The organism is Pseudomonas sp. GW822-FHT03F04, from assembly GCF_058801405.1.
In genome coordinates, this window is the sequence record NZ_JBXANF010000008.1 from 67,885 (window position 1) to 88,101 (window position 20,217).

The 20,217-nt window shown below is 64.0% G+C and carries 16 protein-coding genes; 5 read left to right on the forward strand and 11 right to left on the reverse strand.

The genetic code is table 11. The features are described from left to right. The 9 genes from AC1RMX_RS19690 to mnxG form a co-directional block, all read right to left on the reverse strand. The gene (locus tag AC1RMX_RS19690; RefSeq protein WP_493072787.1) at nucleotides 1–804 is read right to left on the reverse strand and encodes a hypothetical protein; all 804 of its coding nucleotides are present in this window, start codon (nucleotides 802–804) and stop codon (nucleotides 1–3) included. Next, nucleotides 785–2,491, reverse strand: coding sequence for a GspE/PulE family protein (locus tag AC1RMX_RS19695; protein WP_493072788.1), 1,707 nt, complete (start codon nucleotides 2,489–2,491; stop codon nucleotides 785–787). Before AC1RMX_RS19695 ends, AC1RMX_RS19690 begins: the two co-directional genes overlap by 20 nt. A gap of 83 nt (nucleotides 2,492–2,574) precedes the next feature. Beyond that, nucleotides 2,575–3,108, reverse strand: coding sequence for a response regulator (locus tag AC1RMX_RS19700; RefSeq protein ID WP_096821316.1), 534 nt, complete (start codon nucleotides 3,106–3,108; stop codon nucleotides 2,575–2,577). Nucleotides 3,109–3,343: 235 nt separating this feature from the next. Further along, nucleotides 3,344–4,105: a SurA N-terminal domain-containing protein gene (locus AC1RMX_RS19705; RefSeq protein WP_493072789.1), complete on the reverse strand. Its 762-nt coding sequence runs from the start codon at nucleotides 4,103–4,105 to the stop codon at nucleotides 3,344–3,346. A 15-nt stretch (nucleotides 4,106–4,120) separates the two neighbouring features. Next, complete coding sequence (locus tag AC1RMX_RS19710) at nucleotides 4,121–5,671, reverse strand: ABC transporter substrate-binding protein (protein ID WP_493072790.1); 1,551 nt, start codon at nucleotides 5,669–5,671, stop codon at nucleotides 4,121–4,123. A 9-nt stretch (nucleotides 5,672–5,680) separates the two neighbouring features. Then, nucleotides 5,681–6,301: an SCO family protein gene (locus AC1RMX_RS19715; RefSeq protein WP_102622374.1), complete on the reverse strand. Its 621-nt coding sequence runs from the start codon at nucleotides 6,299–6,301 to the stop codon at nucleotides 5,681–5,683. Further along, the gene (locus tag AC1RMX_RS19720; protein ID WP_493072791.1) at nucleotides 6,298–6,948 is read right to left on the reverse strand and encodes an SCO family protein; all 651 of its coding nucleotides are present in this window, start codon (nucleotides 6,946–6,948) and stop codon (nucleotides 6,298–6,300) included. The genes AC1RMX_RS19715 and AC1RMX_RS19720 overlap by 4 nt, the downstream gene beginning before the upstream one ends. 13 nt (nucleotides 6,949–6,961) lie before the next feature. Then, a complete protein-coding gene (locus tag AC1RMX_RS19725; RefSeq protein ID WP_493072792.1) occupies nucleotides 6,962–8,884 on the reverse strand; it encodes a YncE family protein in 1,923 nt (640 codons plus the stop codon). Between the two features lie 27 nt (nucleotides 8,885–8,911). Then, nucleotides 8,912–14,731 carry a manganese-oxidizing multicopper oxidase MnxG gene (mnxG, locus tag AC1RMX_RS19730; RefSeq protein WP_493072794.1) on the reverse strand — a complete coding sequence of 1,940 codons (5,820 nt, stop codon included), beginning with the start codon at nucleotides 14,729–14,731 and terminating at the stop codon, nucleotides 8,912–8,914. Between the two features lie 33 nt (nucleotides 14,732–14,764). Between mnxG and AC1RMX_RS19735 the strand changes: the two genes are divergently transcribed. Beyond that, nucleotides 14,765–14,929, forward strand: coding sequence for a hypothetical protein (locus AC1RMX_RS19735; protein ID WP_493072795.1), 165 nt, complete (start codon nucleotides 14,765–14,767; stop codon nucleotides 14,927–14,929). Between the two features lie 4 nt (nucleotides 14,930–14,933). Here AC1RMX_RS19735 and AC1RMX_RS19740 read toward each other — a convergent pair whose 3' ends face one another. After that, nucleotides 14,934–15,545, reverse strand: coding sequence for a lytic transglycosylase domain-containing protein (locus tag AC1RMX_RS19740; RefSeq protein ID WP_085733246.1), 612 nt, complete (start codon nucleotides 15,543–15,545; stop codon nucleotides 14,934–14,936). Between the two features lie 202 nt (nucleotides 15,546–15,747). Here AC1RMX_RS19740 and gspG point away from each other — a divergent pair, with 202 nt between their 5' ends. From gspG to AC1RMX_RS19755, 3 genes are all read left to right on the forward strand, one after another. Continuing rightward, the gene (gene gspG, locus AC1RMX_RS19745) at nucleotides 15,748–16,176 is read left to right on the forward strand and encodes a type II secretion system major pseudopilin GspG (RefSeq protein WP_102622369.1); all 429 of its coding nucleotides are present in this window, start codon (nucleotides 15,748–15,750) and stop codon (nucleotides 16,174–16,176) included. A gap of 14 nt (nucleotides 16,177–16,190) precedes the next feature. Next, nucleotides 16,191–17,378, forward strand: coding sequence for a type II secretion system F family protein (locus AC1RMX_RS19750; protein WP_096821308.1), 1,188 nt, complete (start codon nucleotides 16,191–16,193; stop codon nucleotides 17,376–17,378). 76 nt (nucleotides 17,379–17,454) lie between these two features. Further along, nucleotides 17,455–18,084: a hypothetical protein gene (locus tag AC1RMX_RS19755; RefSeq protein WP_493072797.1), complete on the forward strand. Its 630-nt coding sequence runs from the start codon at nucleotides 17,455–17,457 to the stop codon at nucleotides 18,082–18,084. 31 nt (nucleotides 18,085–18,115) lie between these two features. Here AC1RMX_RS19755 and AC1RMX_RS19760 read toward each other — a convergent pair whose 3' ends face one another. Next, nucleotides 18,116–19,015, reverse strand: coding sequence for a LysR family transcriptional regulator (locus AC1RMX_RS19760; RefSeq protein ID WP_102621583.1), 900 nt, complete (start codon nucleotides 19,013–19,015; stop codon nucleotides 18,116–18,118). A gap of 162 nt (nucleotides 19,016–19,177) precedes the next feature. Here AC1RMX_RS19760 and AC1RMX_RS19765 point away from each other — a divergent pair, with 162 nt between their 5' ends. Beyond that, complete coding sequence (locus tag AC1RMX_RS19765) at nucleotides 19,178–20,194, forward strand: alpha/beta hydrolase (RefSeq protein WP_493072798.1); 1,017 nt, start codon at nucleotides 19,178–19,180, stop codon at nucleotides 20,192–20,194. Nucleotides 20,195–20,217 lie beyond the last annotated feature (23 nt).

Genomic DNA, 20,217 nt, shown 5'->3' on the forward strand with positions numbered 1-20,217 from the left:
TCAGGCCACCGCCCGGGACATGACGTACAAGGCGTCACGCACGGTCATCGAGTCGTCTTCGAGGGTGCACAGGTGCACCCCCGCCACATCCGGTTGCGCCTCGAGGCGCGCCGGGGCGTGCAGATAAACGTTGAACGCGCGTTCGCTGGTGGAGGCTTGCAGTTGCCGTTCGCGACCGATCAGCGCGTTCAATGCCGCATCACTGTCGCTGCCGCCCACCGAGCGCACCGAGGCCCAGCGCCCTTCCCTTGCCAGCAACAGAACGCTGCGTTGTGGCTCGGCGACCACGAACAGGAAGTCGCCAGCGTCGAGGCTTTTGTCGAAGCGGTTGAAGGCGCTCATCAGGTACGGCTGCACCGAGCGCAGACGCAGGTTGCGACCACTGACCAGCGTGCGCAGACGTTCCAGCAGATCCTGCGGCAAAGCACTGGCGATACGATCGTGACCGGCCGGCTCGGCTGACAGCACCAGACTCCAGGGTTGGGTCGGGACGCCGAACAGGTCTTCGAAACACAGTTGGGCGAAGCCGCGCAGTTCCTCGGGCGTGCTGATCTGCTCGCTCCACGGCACCAGGCAGAAACGGCTGAAGTGCCCGGAGATCACCACGTTCAGCTCGGAACCTGCGCGAGCGTGTTCGCCGAGCAGACGGTCGAGGGTGTCCAGCGCCACCGTGTAGCTGTGGAAGCCTTCGTCGATGTAGCCGACGCTGCCCAGCCACAGGGTGTCGCTGCCCCGGCGCTGGCCGAGGCCGACACCGCTGGCGCCGAGCACGGCGATAAATTGATCACGCGATAAAAGTGACACGATTGATCTCCTCCAGCGTGGTCCTACCGTGCTCCACCAGCTCCAGCGCCGATTCGCGCAACAGGCGCAAACCACGGGCGCAGGCCAGGGCTTTGATCTGAGTGATGGGTTGGCGCTCGACGATCATCTGCCGCAGTTCGTCGTCCAGGTGCAGCAGTTCGGCAATCGCCGTGCGTCCGCGATAGCCGCTGCCCCGGCAGTGGCCGCAGCCCTTGCCGTGGACGAAGTGGTAGTGGCCGACCTTGTGCGGGTCGAGACCTGAGGCGCGCAGTTCTTCATCGCTCGGGGTGGCCGGTGCGCTGCAACTGCTGCACACCAGACGGATCAGGCGTTGCGCGAGAATCGCGTTGAGCGCCGAAACCAGGCTGTAGGGGTCGATTTCCATTTGGGTGAAACGACCGATCACGTCGAACACGTTGTTGGCGTGGATGGTGGTGAACACCAGGTGCCCGGTGAGTGCCGATTGCACGGCGATCTGTGCGGTGTCCGGGTCGCGGATCTCGCCGACCATGATCTTGTCCGGGTCGTGGCGCAGGATCGAGCGCAGGCCACGGGCGAAAGTCAGGCCTTTTTTCTCGTTGACCGGAATTTGCAGCACGCCGGGCAGCTGATATTCCACCGGGTCTTCGATGGTGATGATCTTGTCCACACCGTGGTTGATCTCGGTGATCATCGCGTACAGCGTGGTGGTCTTGCCGCTGCCGGTGGGACCAGTCACCAGCACCATGCCGTAGGGTTCGGCGGCCAGACGCCGCAGCTGGCGCAGGGTTTCGTCTTCAAAACCCAGCGCCTGCAACTGCACGCCGCAGACCTTGTCGGCCAGGTCCTGTTTGTCGAGCACCCGCAGCACCGCGTCTTCGCCGAAGATGCTCGGCATGATCGACACCCGGAAGTCGATCTGCCGGCCGCTGATGCCGATCTTGAAGCGACCGTCCTGAGGCACGCGTTTTTCGCCGATGTCCAGTTCGGCCATGACCTTGACCCGGGAAATCACCTGTTCGGCGAATTCGCTGCCCTGGATCTTGCTGATGTTGTTGAGCACGCCGTCGATCCGGTACTTGATCACCAGGCCGTTGCCGGTGGTGCCGAGGTGGATGTCGCTGGCGTGCATTTTCAGCGCGTCGTAGAGGGTCGAGTTGACCAGTTTCACCACCACGCTCGAGTCTTCGCTGATGCTGGTCAGCGACAGGCTTTGCAGGGTGTCGACCTCGCTGCCGGCGTCGGCCTGGGCGTTGAGCGATTCGACGGCATGGAAGCTTTCTTCGTGACGGGCCAGATAGGCCTTGAGGTCGTCGGCGTGCACCAGATACAGCGGCGCGCCGTGCAGGCATTCGTCGATCCAGGCCAGGCGCGCAGTGTCGAAGGGGTCAGCGAACACACCGATGACTTCATCGTTATGCCGCAGCAGGATGAATTCACGTTTGAGGCATTGCGCGAGGGTGACCCGGTCGAACACCGGGGTCGCCAGAAACAGGGTGTCGGTGTCGAGCACCGGGTAATGCAGGGTGGCGCCGAGGCTGGCAATGAACGGCATCGGCGCCAGTTCGCAAAGGACATTGAGTGCGTCGAGCACCCGTTCCCCGGAGGTGCCGGCCCGCGCCCGGGCCTGGGCCAGTTGTTCACTGGAGAAGCGTGTCGGGGCACACGCAGGCTGTAACGCTTCGACGACAACGGACAGACGTTCCATGGCTTGCTCTCCAACACCCGGGGCTTGAGGCCCTGACGGCGCGGGAGGCGAGTTCGGCGAGTGCCGGAACGTCTATCGCGCCATTACTCCCCGGTGAGCATTTGATCGTCGTCCGGTGCCATGACCTCCGACCGGTTTCGTCGGCGGTCCGCCAGCACCCAACTGCCATCGTACAACTGCAACGGGAAGCTCTCGGTCCTGCTCTGGCGTCGTTCGACGAACCCTTCGGACGGGCTCGCACCGGGTTTCGCTTCGCGCTGGATCCCCAGAAGGTCGCAGACAGCTCGGGCCAGTTCCGCCAGTGGAAACGGTTTGAACAGGATGTGACTGACCCCCAGTTGCCGCGCCCGCTCACAGACTTCAGCGGTCGGGTGACCCGTTATCAGCACGAAATGACACGTCCTGTTCTGGCGGACCGCGTCGAGCACCTCGAACCCTTCCATATCGGGCAAGCGGTAATCGAACACCAGCACGTCGGGAGCGAAGGTCTCGGCCTGGCCGATTCCGTCTGCGCCGTCATGTGCAATCCGGACATCCAGCCCTTGCGCCGACAGATAATCCTGAAGGTTCTGTGCAAGCAGCTGTTCGTCTTCGACAACCAGTACTTTGTTAACCAAGGTCTACTCCTTGCAGCGACAGATCCGGCCTTTTCAAATCAACTGCCCGATCCTGCTGGAGTGCGCCTCACAAGAGGTAACGCACACTTCATGCCAGGCCGAGTGCCGGTAAATTGATGTCTTCATGTCCTTGAATTTGATGACAATGCCCGCTCGTCCCGGTACCCCGTTCCCCAGAAACGGGGAAGCACCTGAATGGGCATCGAAGCCATTCCCCACTATTGGGGGGGAACCTTCAATCGTCGTCAATTCGTTCGATCCTGTTCTGCGCCCGCAATTGCGCGAGCACCTGGCGACGAGCCTGGACCTGTTGCTGTCGGGCACGCTGTACCCGGACTGTTGCAAGCCCCTGCATCTGTGGGACATCGGCTGCCTCCAAGTGGTTCTGCAAATAGATCAAATGCCAGCCGAATGGCGAGCGAACGGCATCGCTGGCGAACGTTGCCCCCTCGACCACGGAGGCGCGCATCTGCATCAAGCGTAGACGCGCCGCCGCGTCTGTGGCGGCATCGGCACCCGGCGCCACCCGAACCAGCAGATGCCGAGCCTGCAAGGTGTTGGCGCGGATCAACGCGGCGAACATCTGCTGCGCCGCCAGTTCACGTCGGGTGTACTCGGTGAACGAAGCTTCGTCGAACCCCGCATCCTGCAAACGCCGCAGGAAGTTGTCTCTGCCGCCGATGGCCACGCGAATCTGTTCGACCTGTTGCTGCACTGCTTGATCATCCACCTTCAGGCCACGCTTTTGCGCCTCCTGCCACAGCAGCTCCTTGTCGATCAACGTGTCCAGCGCGGCCTGGCGCAGCTGTTTATAGGCCTTGGGGCTGCGGATGCTCGCGACGGCGCGGCCCCGGTCTTCCAGGTACTCGGCGAAAAACCGTTCCAGGCGAAACTCGGAAATCACCTCGCCATTGACCCGCGCCGCCACCGGTTCCGTATTGGCGAACGCCATCGGCAGCCAGCACGCCAGCAGCCACAACACGCTTTTGAGCATCATGATCTAGGCCTCCGTTCAGGGGCTCGCGAGAATCGGTTTGTAGGGCGCGACCAGATAGAAACGCTGATCGGGCAAATCCACGGTGACCACATGCGCCCCGCTCAAGCCCGATCGCCGGCCGGGGCCGAAGCTGAGGCGCGGGGTCAGCCCCGTGTCGAAGTCGTGCAGGCCTTCGAGGGCCGCCACCATTTTTTCGCGGCTGGCGTCGCGCCCGGCCTGCTTCATGGCTTCGCTGAACAGCAGCATCGAGGCATAGGCGCCGACTTGCAGCACCGCATGCTGCGCGCCGAGGCCCTGATGTTCGCGCAGCAGGGTCAGGGCCATGCGCCCGGCCTGAGTCCAGTCGCTAGGCACAAAGGGATAGGCCAGGAATACGCGCCGGGAAAAGCCCTCGGGCACTTGCAGCAGGTCGCCCGCCACCTGGCCCGACGTGGCGAACAGGTACGGCACCTGCCCGGCATGCTGCAACCCCGCCGCCAGCCGACTGAAACCACTGCCGCTGCCCAGGTAGAACACCGAGCGTGAGCCCAGCGGCAAGGCATCCGCTGCCGGGTCGTAGGCCTGCATTCGGACATTTTTCCAGCCGTGATCCTGCAAGTATTGCCCCAGCGCCTGCGCGGCCTGCACCTGGGTCGGGTCGTCGGGATAGGCGATCAGCGTCGGCCCTTGCAGCACTTTCAGGCTGGCGGTGGCGTAGTCGGCCAGGGCGATCAACTGCTCGCGCAATCCCGGCAGCGGTTCGAAAATCTGCGCACTGGCCTGCACCGAGCCCATCAAGGACAGCGGCCCGATCAGGGGCAGACCGGCCTGCTCCAGACGCGGCGCCAGTTCGCTATCCAGCGCCGGGGCCAGCGGGGCGATCAGCGCAAAGACCTTTTCCTCGTCGATCAGCCGTTGCAGAGCCTGCTCGGCGCTGGCGCGATCCGGGCCGGGATCGACCACGGTCAGGCGCAACTGCCGGCCATGAATGCCCCCGGCCTGATTGATCCGCGCCACGCTGCCGTTGAGCACCGCCGCCACCGTGGCGCCCTCCTCGGCCAGCGGCCCCTGGCTCGGCAGCAAAGTGCCCAGGTGCAAAGTCTGGTCATCGAGACCCGGATCGCGATCATCGGCCAGGCGTTTGAGATAGGCAGTGAGGTTGCGCTGATCCTTCATCGACAGCAGAAAGCGCGGCATGCTCGAGTCGAGCCGATTGTTGCCGGGGTCACGCCCCTCCTGAATCACCCGCGCCAGACTGCTGTCGGTGTAGGCCGGGTAGTTGCGGCCATTGATCTGTTGCTGACCGTGGAGGCTGGTCAGCCGCGACCAGTTCAGCTCCGGTGGACGCACGCCGCCCTCGGGCCGGCCGAGACCGTCGGCGCCGTGACAGTTGGCGCACGGCAGGCGGGTGGCCGGCAGCAACACGTCCGCCGCACCGACCCGCGCCATGATCGCCTCGCCGCTGGCCGACAGGCCTTCGCGGTACAGGCGCTTGCCGGCGCTTTCTTCAGCGGTCAGCGGCAACGCGGCCGCGCCGAGGCTGGCGCCAGCGAGCAGGATCAAGGCGAGAACGCGGCGCAGGTTCATGGCGCGGACTCAGCGGCCGGCCACGGGCATTGTCAGCAGTTGCAAGCGCTGGGCAATGGCGGCGGCCGGGGCGTCGGGACGGATCTTGCTCCAGCGTTTGTTGGCGACATCGCCGACGATCAACTGGGTCGAGTGCTGCTCCGGCGTCGGCACGATCTGGCCGATGCGACCGAGCACCAGATCCATCTGCGCCTTGTCGCCGGTAAGGAAAAGCCAGTGAGGGTCATCGGCACCCTGCTTCAAGGTGTAAGCCTTGAGCACCGCCGGCGTGTCGCGCAGCGGATCACTGGTAAGGGAAATGAAAGTGATGCCGTCGGCCTTGTCGCCCAGCAGCTCGCGGACTTCCTTGAGCTTGCGGGTGATCAGCGGACAGGCATCGTTGCAACTGGTGAAGATGACGTTGAGCAGCACCACGCGATTCTGCAGCGCGTCACTGTAGAAACGCTGGGTGACGCCGTGTTGATCCAGCAACGGCGTGTCGGTGAACCAGGTTTTCGCGTCATGAGTACCTTTGGCCGGCGCAGCGGCCACCGTCGCCGGGGCCTCGGGCGCGTGGCCTTCGTGGGCAAAGGCCACGTTGCCGAGAATCCAGAAGCACACAGTCAGGCTGATCCAGTCGAGCATTCTCATGGCTGTTGCTCCATGGCAATCGCGGTGTGTTTGGCGTGGGTGCGCAGGCCGCTGAGTTTTTCCACTTCCTTGGCCAGCAACGCCGGGTCGGTGAAACCGTAGTAGCGCATCCAGTGGCGGCTGTTGCCGTCACCGACGAGGATCAGCGGCTGATGGTTCTTGAAGTCACCGCTGAAACTACCGAGGCCCTTGAGCGTGGCGTTGATCGACTGCGGCGAACCGGTCAGCCAGCTCCAGCCCGGCCCACGCTGGAAAGAGCGGGCGTAATCCAGCAGCCGTTTCGGGTCGTCGCGCTGCGGGTCGATGCTGATCGACACCAGTTGCACTTCGCCGCCGACCCGCGAACCCAGCTGTTTCTGCACCTTGCCCATGATCGACGAGACCACCGGGCAAACCGTGGTGCAGCTGGTGTAGATGAAACTCATGACGACGATTTTGTTGTGCACCAGATCCTGCTCCAGGCGCACGGTCTTGCCGTTCTGGTCGAGCAGCGGCACGTCGACGAATTTGACCTGGGTGTGTTCCTGGGTGCTGGTGGCCGGTGCCTTGTGCCCCGCGTGTTCGTCCGCCGAATGGGCCCGGGCCTGATGAATGCCGGCGGCCAACAGACACAGGGTCAGCAAGCCGGATGATGCGAATCGGTTCATGGCGTTGTCCTCGTCACTGAGTCTGGCCGGGCAGCACCCGGACACTGGCAAAGGTCTTGTCGTCGAAACCGGCGCCCAGCGATGCCGCGCGCACATGCAGGTACCAGGCGCCGCTGCGGTCGAGGGTCACCGGGGCTTCGTACACGCCGTCGGCGACTTCCAGCGCCGCCACTTCACGGGGCCGCGATGTGGGCGCGAGGAAGTAGCGCAACTGCACGTCTTTCACGCCGCTGCGCTGCACCTTTTGCTTGCCCTCGACGATGCGGAACCGCACCACGTACGGGTCGTTGAGCGCCACGGCGGTCTTGCCCGGCAGGAACTCGACTTTCGGCGGGCCGACGTGTTTTTCAGCCGCGCCGTCGGGCTCCACCTGCGCGCTGAAGCAATGAATGATGTTCGGTTGATTGAGCAGGAACGCCACGTCGAAACGCCCCGCCGCCGGCAGTTTCACCCGGGCGCTGTACAGGCCCGGCGACACCTCGCGCAGGCTGCGGTCGACAACCATCGCCGCACGCGCAACCTGCCCGCGATTGGGGTAACCGGACATCGGCGCGTTCATGCCTTCGGCGTAGAAATAGGTGGTGTTGTCCACCGGGTTGACCACGAACACCGCGTTGTCATCCCGCGACACGGCAAGGCTCGACGCCAGCGGCAAATCCCCGGCCAGCCGTGGCGGCTGCGGCCCGGCCTCGAAACCCTGGCTGATCGGCTGCCGCCCTTCGCCGAGCGACGCCAGATTGATCATGGTGACTTTCGGCGAGGCCAGGCCGCGCACGTAGGCGTAGGCCTTGGTGAACACCACTTGATAGGGTTCGGCCGAGACTTCCAGATCATGGATCGCTGAATCATTGGCCGCATCGATGACGGTGGCGCGATTCTCTACCGTGTTCAACACCACACCGAAGCGACCATCGGCGCTGAACCCCATCGGGCCAAGGCCCTGTTGCAGCTTGATCACCCGCCGCACGGCGCGGCTGTTGCTGTCGATCACCGTGACGGTGCCGTCCTTGCCGTCAGCCACGTACACCGCGCCGGACAGCGGCGAATACGCTACCGACAACGGGCTGGAGCCGGTTTTGACCTGTTGCAGCAGACTCAGGCTGGCGATGTCGATGACGCTCAACGTGCCGTCGTCGCGGTTGCTGACGAAGGCGGAGCGGCTGTCCTTGCTGAAGGTGATTTCGTGGTGCCCGCGACCGGTCGCCAAGTGTTTGAGCGGTTTCAGGCTTTGCGCGTCGATCACGGTGACGCCGGATTCTTCGGCCTTCGCCGCGTTGTTGCCGACCCACAGCAGGCGCTCGTCCGGTTGCAGCGCGACCCGCACCGGTTGGCTGCCGGCAAGCACCGAGTCGAGCACTTTGAATTGCTCACTGTCGATCACTGCCACTTCCCCCGCCGCCGGCATCGACACGAACACCCGTTTGTTGTCCCTGGGCGTGACCCAATCCATCGGCGGCTGCTTGAGTTCGATCCGCGCCAGGGTGCTGGTGATGCCGCCGACCGACACCGAAGGATCAATCACCGAAACGCTGGCATCGCGGTTCATCACCAGCAGGAAGTAGCTGTTGAGATCGAGTAGCGGCCGCGCGCCGATGTTGGATTTGAGGAACGTCCCGACCCGGGATTTGCAGCTCTTGTCGCGGCCCTGGGCCTGGTCGGCGGCAACGGTTTCGGGATCGATCCACGCTCCCGGCGCCACACCGGACAGCGGCTGGCCGGAGGCGCCATCGCTGACGCGAAACTGCACGTCGGCGAACTCGCCTTCACGCAATTTGCCGTCGCGAGCCAGCGGTTGCAGGTTGAATGCAATCGACACGCCGTCGCGGGTCAGCACCTGCCCGGGCCCGGTTTGCGCCAGGGCAATCTCGCTCAGCGTGAGCAACGCCCCGGCCATCGCCAGCAGGCAGACACCGATGATGTTGATGATCCTGTTCATGTCGCTCTCCCCTCGACTGCATTTCCGCTATTGGCCCTGAGGTGCCGGCTCGGGCTCATTGGTCACCCGCAGCAAACCCCACAACCCCGCCGTGTTGCCGAACGAGGCGTTGTCGCGGAACAGGTAATCCCCCGCTATCGCGTTGGCGCCGCCGGCGCTCGGCAACATGAAGCTGAAGTGCGCCGCTGGCAGCACGCTCTCGCGGGCGCCGATGTACATCGACATCGGGTTGTAGCCGAACTTCACCGAACCCACGCCGGGGGTGTTCATCGGGTAGCCGCCGACATCGCTCTTCTCCGACTGGAACGGATTGACCGACCACAGATGCCCGTCGAGCTGGAAGGTCGAGCCACGGCTGCCACCGGTCGGCATCAGGATGTGGGTGCGGAACGGCTGCCCCGGTCTGGCGTAGAACACCGGGGTCTGTGGATCGCCGCCGACCAGCGCGTTGCTGTACGCCATGTGCGCGTTGGGCACGTCGCCGTAACCGTGGCCGTCGGCACGGCCGAACGGTGCGTCCGGCGCCAGGCCGAAGCGGTACCACATCGGCTCGGCCTTGTAGTTGATGGCCATGCCGGCGTTGTCCTTCGGATCGTTCGGCACGCCCATACCTTCGGAGGCAATGCCCTCCACCGGCCGGCCATTGGCCCAGCGCAGGTTCAGGGCGCGCTGCCAGACCATCGCAAAATCGCGATAAGCCGTTTGCCCCGCCGCCGTCACCGTGGCGCTGACCTTGCGTGCATCGTCGACCCAGGTGGCGCCCGCCGGCAGGATGCTCATCGCCCCGCCCAGGCCTTTTTGCGGTTGTTTGATCACGTCCGCCGGGGTGAAGTTGAGGCCGCCGAACTCCACGGCTGTGGCGTTGATGTTGTCGACGCTGCGCCCCAGTTGGGTGATCGGTTTGCCTTCGCGCTCCAGGTGCCCGGCGTAGTACTGATAGGTACGGGTCGGGTACGCACCGGTGCTTCCGGCACGCGGTGGCACGGTCTGGATCGGGTTGGCGCCGACGTTCACACCGTCCGACTTGGTGATGTCGTAGGCCAGCAATTGTGCGTGCAGTCCGACGTGGCTGGACGGCCGCAGCAGGTTGTTGTTGAAGGTGGTCGAGCCGTCACCACCGTTGCGATCACGCTTGACCAGGCCTTGCAGGATTGCGGTCTGCGCCAGATCGGGCATCACGCTCGGCAGGCGGTTTTCCAGGGTGATGTTGATGCAGTCCCCGGCAGCAGCACGCAGCACCAGCGGCTCCACCGGAATGCCGGGTTTGAGTTTGCCGGTGGCTGGATCGAGATCCGACTTGCGCACGTACAGAATGGCGGTCGGGTCATGGATCGGCCCGCTCTGACCGCCGATGGTGATGGTTTCGCCATCCTCTGGATCGGTCACCGTCACCTGCGGAATGCTCACTGGCCGCGAGTTGAACACCAGCGTGCCGCCGGCCGGATTCAACGGCCCGCCGACGTGCTGGCCGAGCCCGGCCGAGTCACCGATGGTCAGCCCCAGCGGGTTGCGCAGGATGTCGTTGGCCAGCGCCGCGACCACTTCATAATTGCGCTGCACGGTGGGTCGGGTGCCGATGCCGTTGGGGTTGGCGCTGATCCGTGGGCAACTGCCTTCGAATGCCACGGTGTTGCGCATGCCGGTGGGTTTCGGGTTGTTCGGCAGCGCGAACAGGTCGTTGCGTTGCGCGGTGTAGTTGCGCATCACGCCCCAGATGCCGTTCCAGTAGCCTTCGATCGAGGCGTCCATCGAGTACAGATAATCCCCGGTGGTCGCCGCCGAACTCGACAGCATCGACACCGGCGCGATGAAGCCCATCTGCTCGGAGATCCCGACCATCTGCGAAGCGCGCCAGCCGGAGTTCGAACTGTTGCCGAACCCGGAACCGCTCTGCAGCCACTTCACGCCGTGCAGGGTGACGTTGTGCTCTTCCTCGTGGCCGCCGGCATGTACCCGCAACCGCACGTTATCGCCGGTGTAGGTGCGCAGCATCGGTGTGAACGGATCGCCCGGTTCAGCGCCACCCTTGTTGATGTGCGGTGGGAACTGCGTGGTGCCGCCGGTAGGCCCGGTGGCCGAATTGATCTGGTTCGGCGCCAGGTTCAGCGCCGGGATCGCCCGATCGGTGCGGCTCTGCATGGCGTACGCCAGGTCACCGCCGAGGCCGTCGGCCTGCATGCCGCGCTTGCCGTCCGGGCCGACCTTGTTCGGGTCGAACACCCGCAGGCCCAGCGGTTCGTTACGGTAGTTGACGACGAACATGCCGGGGTCATCCACGGAAATCGCCTGCGGGCACGGCCGGCTCGGGCAGCCCGGTTTGATCCCGCCGCGCGCCTCGACCACCGCTTCGAGCAGGTTGCCGGCGTTGTTGCGCACTGGCGGGTTGATCGCAAAGCGGAAGCTGTCGGCCGTGGCCGGGAACGCTTGCGCATTCGGGATGCCGTTCGGGCCGGCGCCCACATACACCCCGGCTTCATAGGCGTGCTGGAAGTCGCTGTACTCCAGGAAGAACTCGCGGAAGCTGTCGTTCAAACCGTCGCCGTCGAGGTCGCCGGTGTTGATCACCGCTTGCCACGACGTCGGCCCGCCGTCCTGCCGCGCACCGCTATACAGAGGCTCGCCGGTTTCGGCGTGGAACCAGGTGGAACCGGCCGGTTCCGCCAGCACGGTGGCATAGAGGCCGATCTGTTGATGCGTCGATGGGCCGAGATGGTCGTGAGTGAAGATGGTGCCCAGGCCGCGATCCACGCCTTTGCTGTTGATCACCGGATCGACGAACCAACGCTGCATCGCCGTACGCGCGCCCATCCAGTCGCTGCGCCCGTACTGGCCGAAAAACGGATGCGCCTTGGCTTTCGGGCAGGCCGGGGTGCCATCACGCGGGTCGGTGCCGGCGCACTGGTTGAACTCGCGGATCGCGTGCACACGCTCTTGCACAGCACCTGGGGAAAGTACGCCGTCTTCATAGTTCCAGCCGTTGGAGGAACCGTCCGCCGCCGTCAGGTCCCACTTCGGCAGGTGAATGTGCTGGCCGATCACGTCGGTCGGGGTGCGCACCTGATAGTCGTCCATCTCGTAGACGGCCGGCACCAGGTTGGTTTGCTGGTATTGCACGCAGTCGAAGGTGTTCATGCGCATCACCAGCGGCTCTGGCGGACGCTGCTTGGTGATCACCGGCCAGGCGTCTTCCCACAGCGCCAGGATGCGCGCCTGCGGGAAGTGATAACCGACCTTGTTGTACACCGCGTCGAACTGGATGTTGGCGGCTTTGTAGACCCGTGGCCGGTCGGCGGTGAAAGTCGAGGCGCCGACGAAGGACATGCCATCGAGACGCTCGCCGCTGTTGAATTCGCCTGTACCGGCGCTGCTGGTCAAACGTTTCTGACGGTCATCCATGCACGGTTCGTAGTACGGCGCGCCGGCAATCGGCAAGGCGCCATTGGTGCGGAAGGCCTTGGCCACCACTTGATTGCCGGGCAGCAAGGCGAAGCTTGGGTGATCCTTTTTCGCGTGGAAAGCCATCGCCGCCTGTTCGACTTCGGTGCCCTCTTCGGGCAGATAAATCGGTTTGGCGCGGGTGACTTCCTTGGAGAAATCCAGCGACGTGGTCACGGTGAGCGCTTCGCCGCCAGCAGACTTTCCGTCCAGTGCATGACGCGGCAAACCACCGTCCCAGCCGCCGGATTGCGTCGGGTCGAGGTTGGCCCACAGCGCCTTGCCGCTGGCTTTGAGCGATTGCGCGGTGGCGGCGTCGAGCATGTCCAGCGGTGGAGTCGGCGGACGTTGCCCGACCGAACTTTCCATGCCGCCGATCCAGAACGGATAGCCAGGGTTTTTCAGGCTGCCGTCGGCGTTGCGGTTGGCTTCGCTGCGATCCACCAGGGCCAGAGAACCAACAGCCTGAGCGCCAGCGTTGCCGCCGTGGTGTTCATCGTCGCCCTCTTCTTCCTCATCGTCGTCATCGCTGGCGGCAACCATCGTTTCGCCGATTTTCGGCACAACCACAACCTTGCCCGGCATCGGCGCCATGGCTTTGCCCGGCAGCGGCACGATGGCGGGGATTGGCGTGCCGGCAATGATTTCGCCATCGGGCAAGGCGCGAGCACCCGCGGCCGGTTTACCGCTGCGCAGTGCATAGGGTTCGCTGTGGTAACTGTCGGCACCCTGCTGGGAAACCTCCAGTCGGGTGCCCTCTTCAAACACATCGTGCACCCGCCACATGGCCCACATGCCCTGGGCAAAGTGCGGATAGAAGTGGCAATGGTAGATCGCATCGCCCGCCACCCGGTTGCGATTGCCCGAGCCGCCATTGGCGATTTCATAGGTGTAGCCAGCCCCCGGCCCGATGCCCTGAGCGTCGACGTAATCGGAGTTGTCATCGTTGGGATTGAACAGCCACTGGTGACCGTGCAAGTGGAAGATGTGGTGCTCGTAACCGTTATGGGTGTTGCGGAATTTGACGAAGTCACCGATGTAGCTGTGGGCGACGTTCGATGGCTCAGACGGATACAGGGCCATGGTGGCTTTCACGCCGACCTGATCGGCACGTGGCGTCTGGCCGGGGGCGATGTTCTCAAGCCCGGTGTTGGCCGGCACGTCCACCAGCATCGCCACGTCGCCGACGGTGTGCGAGCTGAGGAAGAATTCTTCGTAGGCGCAGGACAGGCAATCGTGCATCGGCCCCACGCCCAAACGGTTGGCGATTACTTCGGCGCCCATGCCGCCGGCACCGTAGTTGATCATGAACGAGTCGCGGGTCGGCTCCAGCACATGGCCCATCACCGGGTCGGCAAAGTACGCCGGGAACGCCTGGGTGACGGCGGTTTCGTCCTGGAACTGCGCGGCGAAATCGCGGAACGGCTCCAGCCGGTTGGGCAGCGCCGGGTTGCGTTTGCCCACCGATTCCAGCGGATAGGTGATCGACGGAAAGCTGCCGTCGGGGTTGCTGCCCATGACGATGGCATCGCTTTCGCTGGAGATGATTTCGCTGCCGTCGACCATGCTGATGATTGGCATGCCGGCCTTGCCTTCGCGCAGCCACGGCTCGCGTTGCGGGTAGCGGGCCTGGTAATCGACGATGGGATGTCCGGCGGGGGTGCGGCCAGTGCTGGCCAGGCGCATGTCTTCTTCAGTGAGGGTGTTGCGGTAAGTGCGGCCGCCCTTCGGCACGACCACCACTTGGGCAAACAGACCATTGGCATTGTTGCCGGCCGCGCCCTCCCCGCCGAACGTCGCGCCACGGCTGCTGACATCGAACGCCCCTTCGCGCTCGGCGTATAACAGATAGGAACGGCTGGCACCGGGGGCGACCAGACTGTTGGCGTTGCGTCCGGTGAACGAGGCGATGTCATCGATGCTGTTCACCGCTTGCAGGCCGTTGACCTGGAAACCGACATGCCGGTCGGCGACTTGCTCGTCGGCCTTGAAGGCTTCGCCGACGTTGGCGTTTTCCTCTTCGCCCTCGGGCTCGGAGTGATGGTTCGGGTTGGCCTGATACGCCAGCAGGTTTTGCAGGTTGATCGTCAGGCAGTCCCCCGCCGCCACACGCAGCACCAGCGGCCGTGGACGCTTGTCCGGGCGCAGCGACACTTTGCCCGGCACCGCCGAACCGCCCTGTGCCAGTGACCGGTCGTGGTCATCGACCACGTCGCGGCGCAAGGCGAACATCATGCCGTTGACGTTCTGCGCACCGAGGCGGTTGAACATCAGCGGCTGATCGAAGGCCACGACGTTGGCCACCAGATTGCGTTCGCAGCGCACGGCGGCACTGGCCAGTTCGACGCTGAGCATCGAGGCCAGCAACAGCAGCCAGTTCAACAGGGACGGTGCGTGGTGAATGCCAACCATGATCGGAAACCTCGTAGTGGGTGCTCACAGGGAATGATTCTCGACAAAGCCCTCGGAGCAATCCGCATGCCACAAAAAATCGTGTTGCTGTTCAATCAGTTACAGAAATCATTTGAGAATCCGGGGGATATTCCCCACCCGTTTCCCCGTTTTTCCGACCCGGCGGATTTGCCCCGAAAGTGGGGAAAACCGGGTTGAAGCTTTACAACGGCGCGTCCGCCGCCAGTCCCTGCAAACGCCGGTACTGGCGCAGGACGCTGGGCACATAACGCTGTGTTTCGGCAAACGGCGGGATCACCCGTCCACGGCTGAGCACCGCGTCGGGGCCGGCGTTGTAGGCCGCCACGGCGAGCGCGATATCGTTGTCGAACAGGGTCATCAGGCGCTTGAGATACCGGGCCCCACCCTGGATGTTGGCCTTGGGGTCGTAGACGTCGGTCACCCCCAGTTCACGGGCGGTGTCCGGCATCAGTTGCATCAGCCCGCCGGCGCCTTTGGGCGAGGTGGCGCCGGGGTTGTAGTTCGACTCGGCGTTGATCACCGCGTGCAGCAAGGCTTCGGGCAAGTGATTGGCCGTGGCCGCCGCCGACACCAGTTCCGCGTAGGGTTGGTTGGCGATCAATTGCGGTTGCCGGTCAAGGCTGACCACGGGCATTTGTGCCTCGTGAATCACCCGTTCGTAGGTGCGTCCGGGGCGATGGACGTTGGACAGCACATAGCTGCCCTTGGCGTCCACGGAGACAAACACATCGGCCTCGGCGATGCCGGTCAACAGCATGCAGCCAAGCAGTCCTGCGCAGATTGGATTGAGCATTGGGCCTCCCCTGACAGGCCCCGAAAAATTGGGGGAAATGCCCCACTGACCTGTCGTGAATCAGCCGTACGCAAGCACTGTGCCGACTCTCGAGAAGCCCGTATTTCAAGGGCTTCAGCCCGCACGCAGGATTTATCGGGGGCTGAGCATGGCAATTGCATAAGCCCTCAGGCGACTCGGCTGCCACTCACCGGAGGTCATCATGAAGCTGCATGTTCGTCCGCGCGCCCAACAGGGTTTTACCCTGCTCGAATTGCTCGTGGTGCTGGTGGTGCTCGGCCTGTTGGCCGGGATCGTCGCGCCCAAATATTTCGCCCAGTTGGGGCGCTCCGAAGTGAAAGTCGCCAAGGCGCAGATCGAAGGCCTGGGCAAGGCACTGGACTTGTATCGGCTGGAAGTCGGCCACTACCCGTCCACCGAACAGGGCTTGCAGGCGCTGGTGACCGCGCCGAGTGACGAGGCGAAATGGACCGGCCCGTACTTGCAGAAAAAACTCCCGCAGGACCCATGGGGCCGTAACTACACCTACCGCTACCCCGGTGAAAACGCCGAGTACGACTTGCTGTCGATGGGCAAGGACGGCCAGCCCGGCGGCGAAGGCGAAAACGCCGAAGTCACCAACTGGCAATGAGCGGAGCACACGGCATGCGTTTTCATCTGAAGGCAGTGGGCAAGGCCGGCGTGGTGTCGCTGAACATCGAGGCGCCCGGTCACAGCGAAGCACGGCGCATCGCCGAGGATCAGGGCTTGCGCGTGGTCAGCCTGCACGCCGAGCGTCACTGGCGTTCGTTGCGCCTGAGCCAACGCGAAACCTTCAACCTGGTGCTGTTCAGCCAGGAGCTGACCACGCTGCTCAACGCCGGCCTGCCGTTGATCGATGCACTGGAAAGCCTGGCGGAAAAAGAAACCGCGCCCGCCGCCCGAAAAACCCTGACTGAGCTGGTGCGGCTGCTGTACGAAGGCAAATCGTTCTCCCAGGCGTTGGCCCAGTTGTCGGCGGTTTTCCCGCCGCTGTACGTGGCGCTGGTGCAGTCCAGCGAGAAGACCGGCGCGGTCGGCGATGCGCTGGGTCGTTATGTCAGCTATCGCCAGCGCATGGACGAGGTGCGTCAGAAGATCGTCAGCGCCTCGATCTACCCCTTGCTGTTGCTGGTGGTCGGCGGTGGCGTGGTGCTGTTTTTGATGGGCTACGTGGTGCCGCGCTTCAGCCTGGTGTTCGAAGGACTGGGCTCGAACCTGCCGTGGCTGTCGCAGATTCTGATGAGCAGCGGGATGTTTTTGCACGCACATCAGGGTGAGTTTTTCGGGATTCTGGCGGCGATCATCACCGCCCTCGCCGTGTTGCAGAAACAACCGGCGTTTCGCCGTGGGCTGGATAGGCTGGTGGAAAAACTCCCCGCCGTGCACCAGCGGATCTTCATGTATGAGCTGGCGCGGTTTTACCGATCACTGGGGATTCTGCTGCAAGGCGGGATTCCGCTGGTGACCGCCATGGGCATGGTCCGCGGCCTGCTCACCGTGGCCTCGCGGGCGCGACTCGACCAGGCCTGCGAACGAGTGCGCGAAGGACAGTCATTGTCCACCGCGCTGGAGCTCAATCGGCTGGTGACGCCCGTGTCCCTGCGCCTGCTGCGCGCCGGCGAGCAGTCCGGCAACCTCGGGCAAATGATGGAACGCAGCGCCGACTTCTACGACGAGGAAATCAGCCGCTGGATCGAGTGGTTCGTGCGGCTGTTCGAACCGCTGCTCATGACCTTCATCGGCCTGTTGATCGGGGTGATCGTGATCCTGATGTACATCCCGATCTTCGAACTCGCTTCAAGCATTCACTGACCCCGGGAACGGGTCGACTCAAGCGCAACACTGCACATCCAGGTTCCCAATCAAGACAACAAAGACGGAGAACGATATGCACATTCAAAAGCTCATGCTCGCAATGGCCATCGGCGCAGTCCTGTCGGCGTCTACCGTATTGATCCCGGACAACCTGTCCGGGGTGTCCAGCGTTCAGGCCAAGGAAGGTGGCAGTGGGGGTGGAGGAAGCGGTGGTGGTGGGGGCGGCGGAGGTAGTGGCGGCGGTGGAGGTAGTGGCGGCGGTGGAGGCGGAAATGGGGGGGGCGGTGGTGGCAACGGAGGGGGCGGTAGCGGCGGAGGGGGCGGCGGCAACGGTGGCAGTGGCGGTGGCGGCAATGGCGGTAGCCACGGTGGCAGTGGCAGTGGTGGCAACAGTGGCAGCGGCGGCGGTGGAAACAGTGGCCACAGCGGCAGCGACCATGGTTCGGGCCATTCCGGCGACAGCGCCTCTTCAGGACGCAACGGCACCCACGCCGAGGCTGGGGACGATCACGGCGTTCATCGGGCCGGAGAAATCGGCGATGACCATGGGGTTCATCGTGCAGGCGAAATCGGTGATGACCACGGCGTACACCGCGCGGGCGAAATCGGTGACGACCATGGCGTACATGCCGCAGGCGAACCCGGCGATGATCGCGGGGTTCACGTTGGCGGCGAGCCAGGCGATGACAAGCGCGCCAACTGAGCAACGCTGAAAATTGTGCGAGCGGCTGGGGCTACAACACCCCCTGACGCTGATCCAGCCGCTCGCGCAAAAACTCGATCAACGCCTGCACCGGCCGCGATGCCTGACGATGCTGCGGATACACCGCCGACAGGATCAACGGCTCCGGACGCAAATCATCCAGCACCGGCACCAGGCGCCCATCCTTCAGCGCGGCCCCGACAATGAACGTCGGCAAGTAGGTAATCCCCATCCCCGCCACCGCTGCATCCCGCAGCAACTCGCCGTTGTTGACCCGCATCCGCCCGGTGACATTCACCAGCTGCGGCTTGCCCTGCCCCGCGTTGAACCGCCACTGCACCGAACGCCCGTGGCCGTAAGGCAGGCAGTCATGGCTGAGCAGATCCTCTGGTTTGACCGGTGTGCCGCGCTCGGCCAGATACGCAGGGCTGGCGCAGTACACCCGCTCGATGGCGGCGATGCGTCGGGCGATCAGGGTCGAGTCTTCCAGCACGCCGATGCGCAGCGCTAGGTCGTAGCCCTCGCCGAGCAAGTCCACCGGGCGGTCACTCAGATCAACCTCCACCGTGACTTCGCGATAACGCTGCAAGAACAGCGGCAGCAGACAGCCCAGATGCGCCACCGCAAACGACAGCGGCGCGCTGACACGAATCGTCCCGCGCGGTTCGGCGGTCTGCCCGGCAATGCCCTGCTCCACCTGTTCAACTTCGCTTAACAGCCGCAGCGCCGACTCGTAATAGCTCTGGCCCAGTGGCGTCACGTCCAGGCGCCGGGTCGAACGGTTGAGCAGACGCACGCCGAGGCGCTCCTCCAGTTGCATCAACCGACGGCTGACGAATTGCTTGGACAGGCCCAACTGATCGGCCGCCGCCGTGAAGCTGCCGGAGTCCATGACCTGGCAAAAAATACGCATGTCTTCGAACGGGTTCATTGTCACTCTCTGGTTGACAGTTAAACGCTTTATAGCCGCTTTTTCACTTTCCGACACCTCATTAATCTGTGCTCACGGTGTTGCTGAGGCCTGAAGCCCAGCGCCACAGCAGCCCGATCCCAAGGCATACAAAAACTCGAACGACTTAAAAAGGAATTGCACATGAACATCAAGAAAACCCTCGCCGCTTCCCTCCTCGCCCTGTCCATCGGCAACGCGTTCGCTGCCGAAAGCACTGGCGTCGAACACACCACCCAGGCCTTCCTCGATGCCCTCGCCGCTGGCGGTGGCAAACCGCTCGAGCAACTGAGCCCGAAAGACGCCCGTGCGGTGCTGACCGGTGCCCAGGCTTCGGTGAAGGTTGACCTGTCGGGCGTTGAAGTCAGCGACAAGGCGATCAAGGTCGATGGCCAGACGATCAACCTGAAAGTGGTGCGCCCGGCCAAGGTCAAGGGCGAACTGCCGGTGTTCATGTTCTTCCACGGTGGCGGCTGGGTGCTGGGCGACTTCCCGACGCACCAACGGCTGATTCGTGATCTGGTGGTGGGCTCTGGCGCGGTCGCGGTGTATGTCGATTACACGCCGTCGCCGGAAGCGCAGTACCCGACCGCGATCAATCAGGCCTACGCCGCAACGAAATGGGTGGCCGAGCACGGCAAGGACATCGGGGTCGACGGCAAGCGTCTGGCAGTGGCCGGCAACAGCGTCGGCGGCAACATGGCGGCGGTCGTGGCGCTGATGGCCAAGGAGCAGAAAACCCCGGCCCTGCGCTTCCAGTTGCTGATGTGGCCGGTGACCAACGCCGGGTTCGATAACGGCTCGTACCAGCAATTCGCCGAGGGCCACTTCCTCACCAAAGGCATGATGCAGTGGTTCTGGGACAACTACACCACCAACCCGGCCGAGCGTGCGCAGATTCATGCCTCGCCGCTCAATGCCAGCAGCGAACAGCTCAAGGGCCTGCCCGCCGCGCTGGTGCAGACCGCCGAGTTCGACGTGCTGCGTGACGAAGGCGAAGGCTACGCCCGCCACCTCGACGCGGCCGGTGTGCCGGTGACCTCGGTGCGCTACAACGGGATGATTCATGACTTCGGCCTGCTCAATCCGCTGAATCAGATTCCGGAAGTAAAAGCCGCCGTGCGCCAGGCCGCGGCGGAACTCAAGACCCATCTGAACTGAGTCCAGCCACTCGCCACACCTTC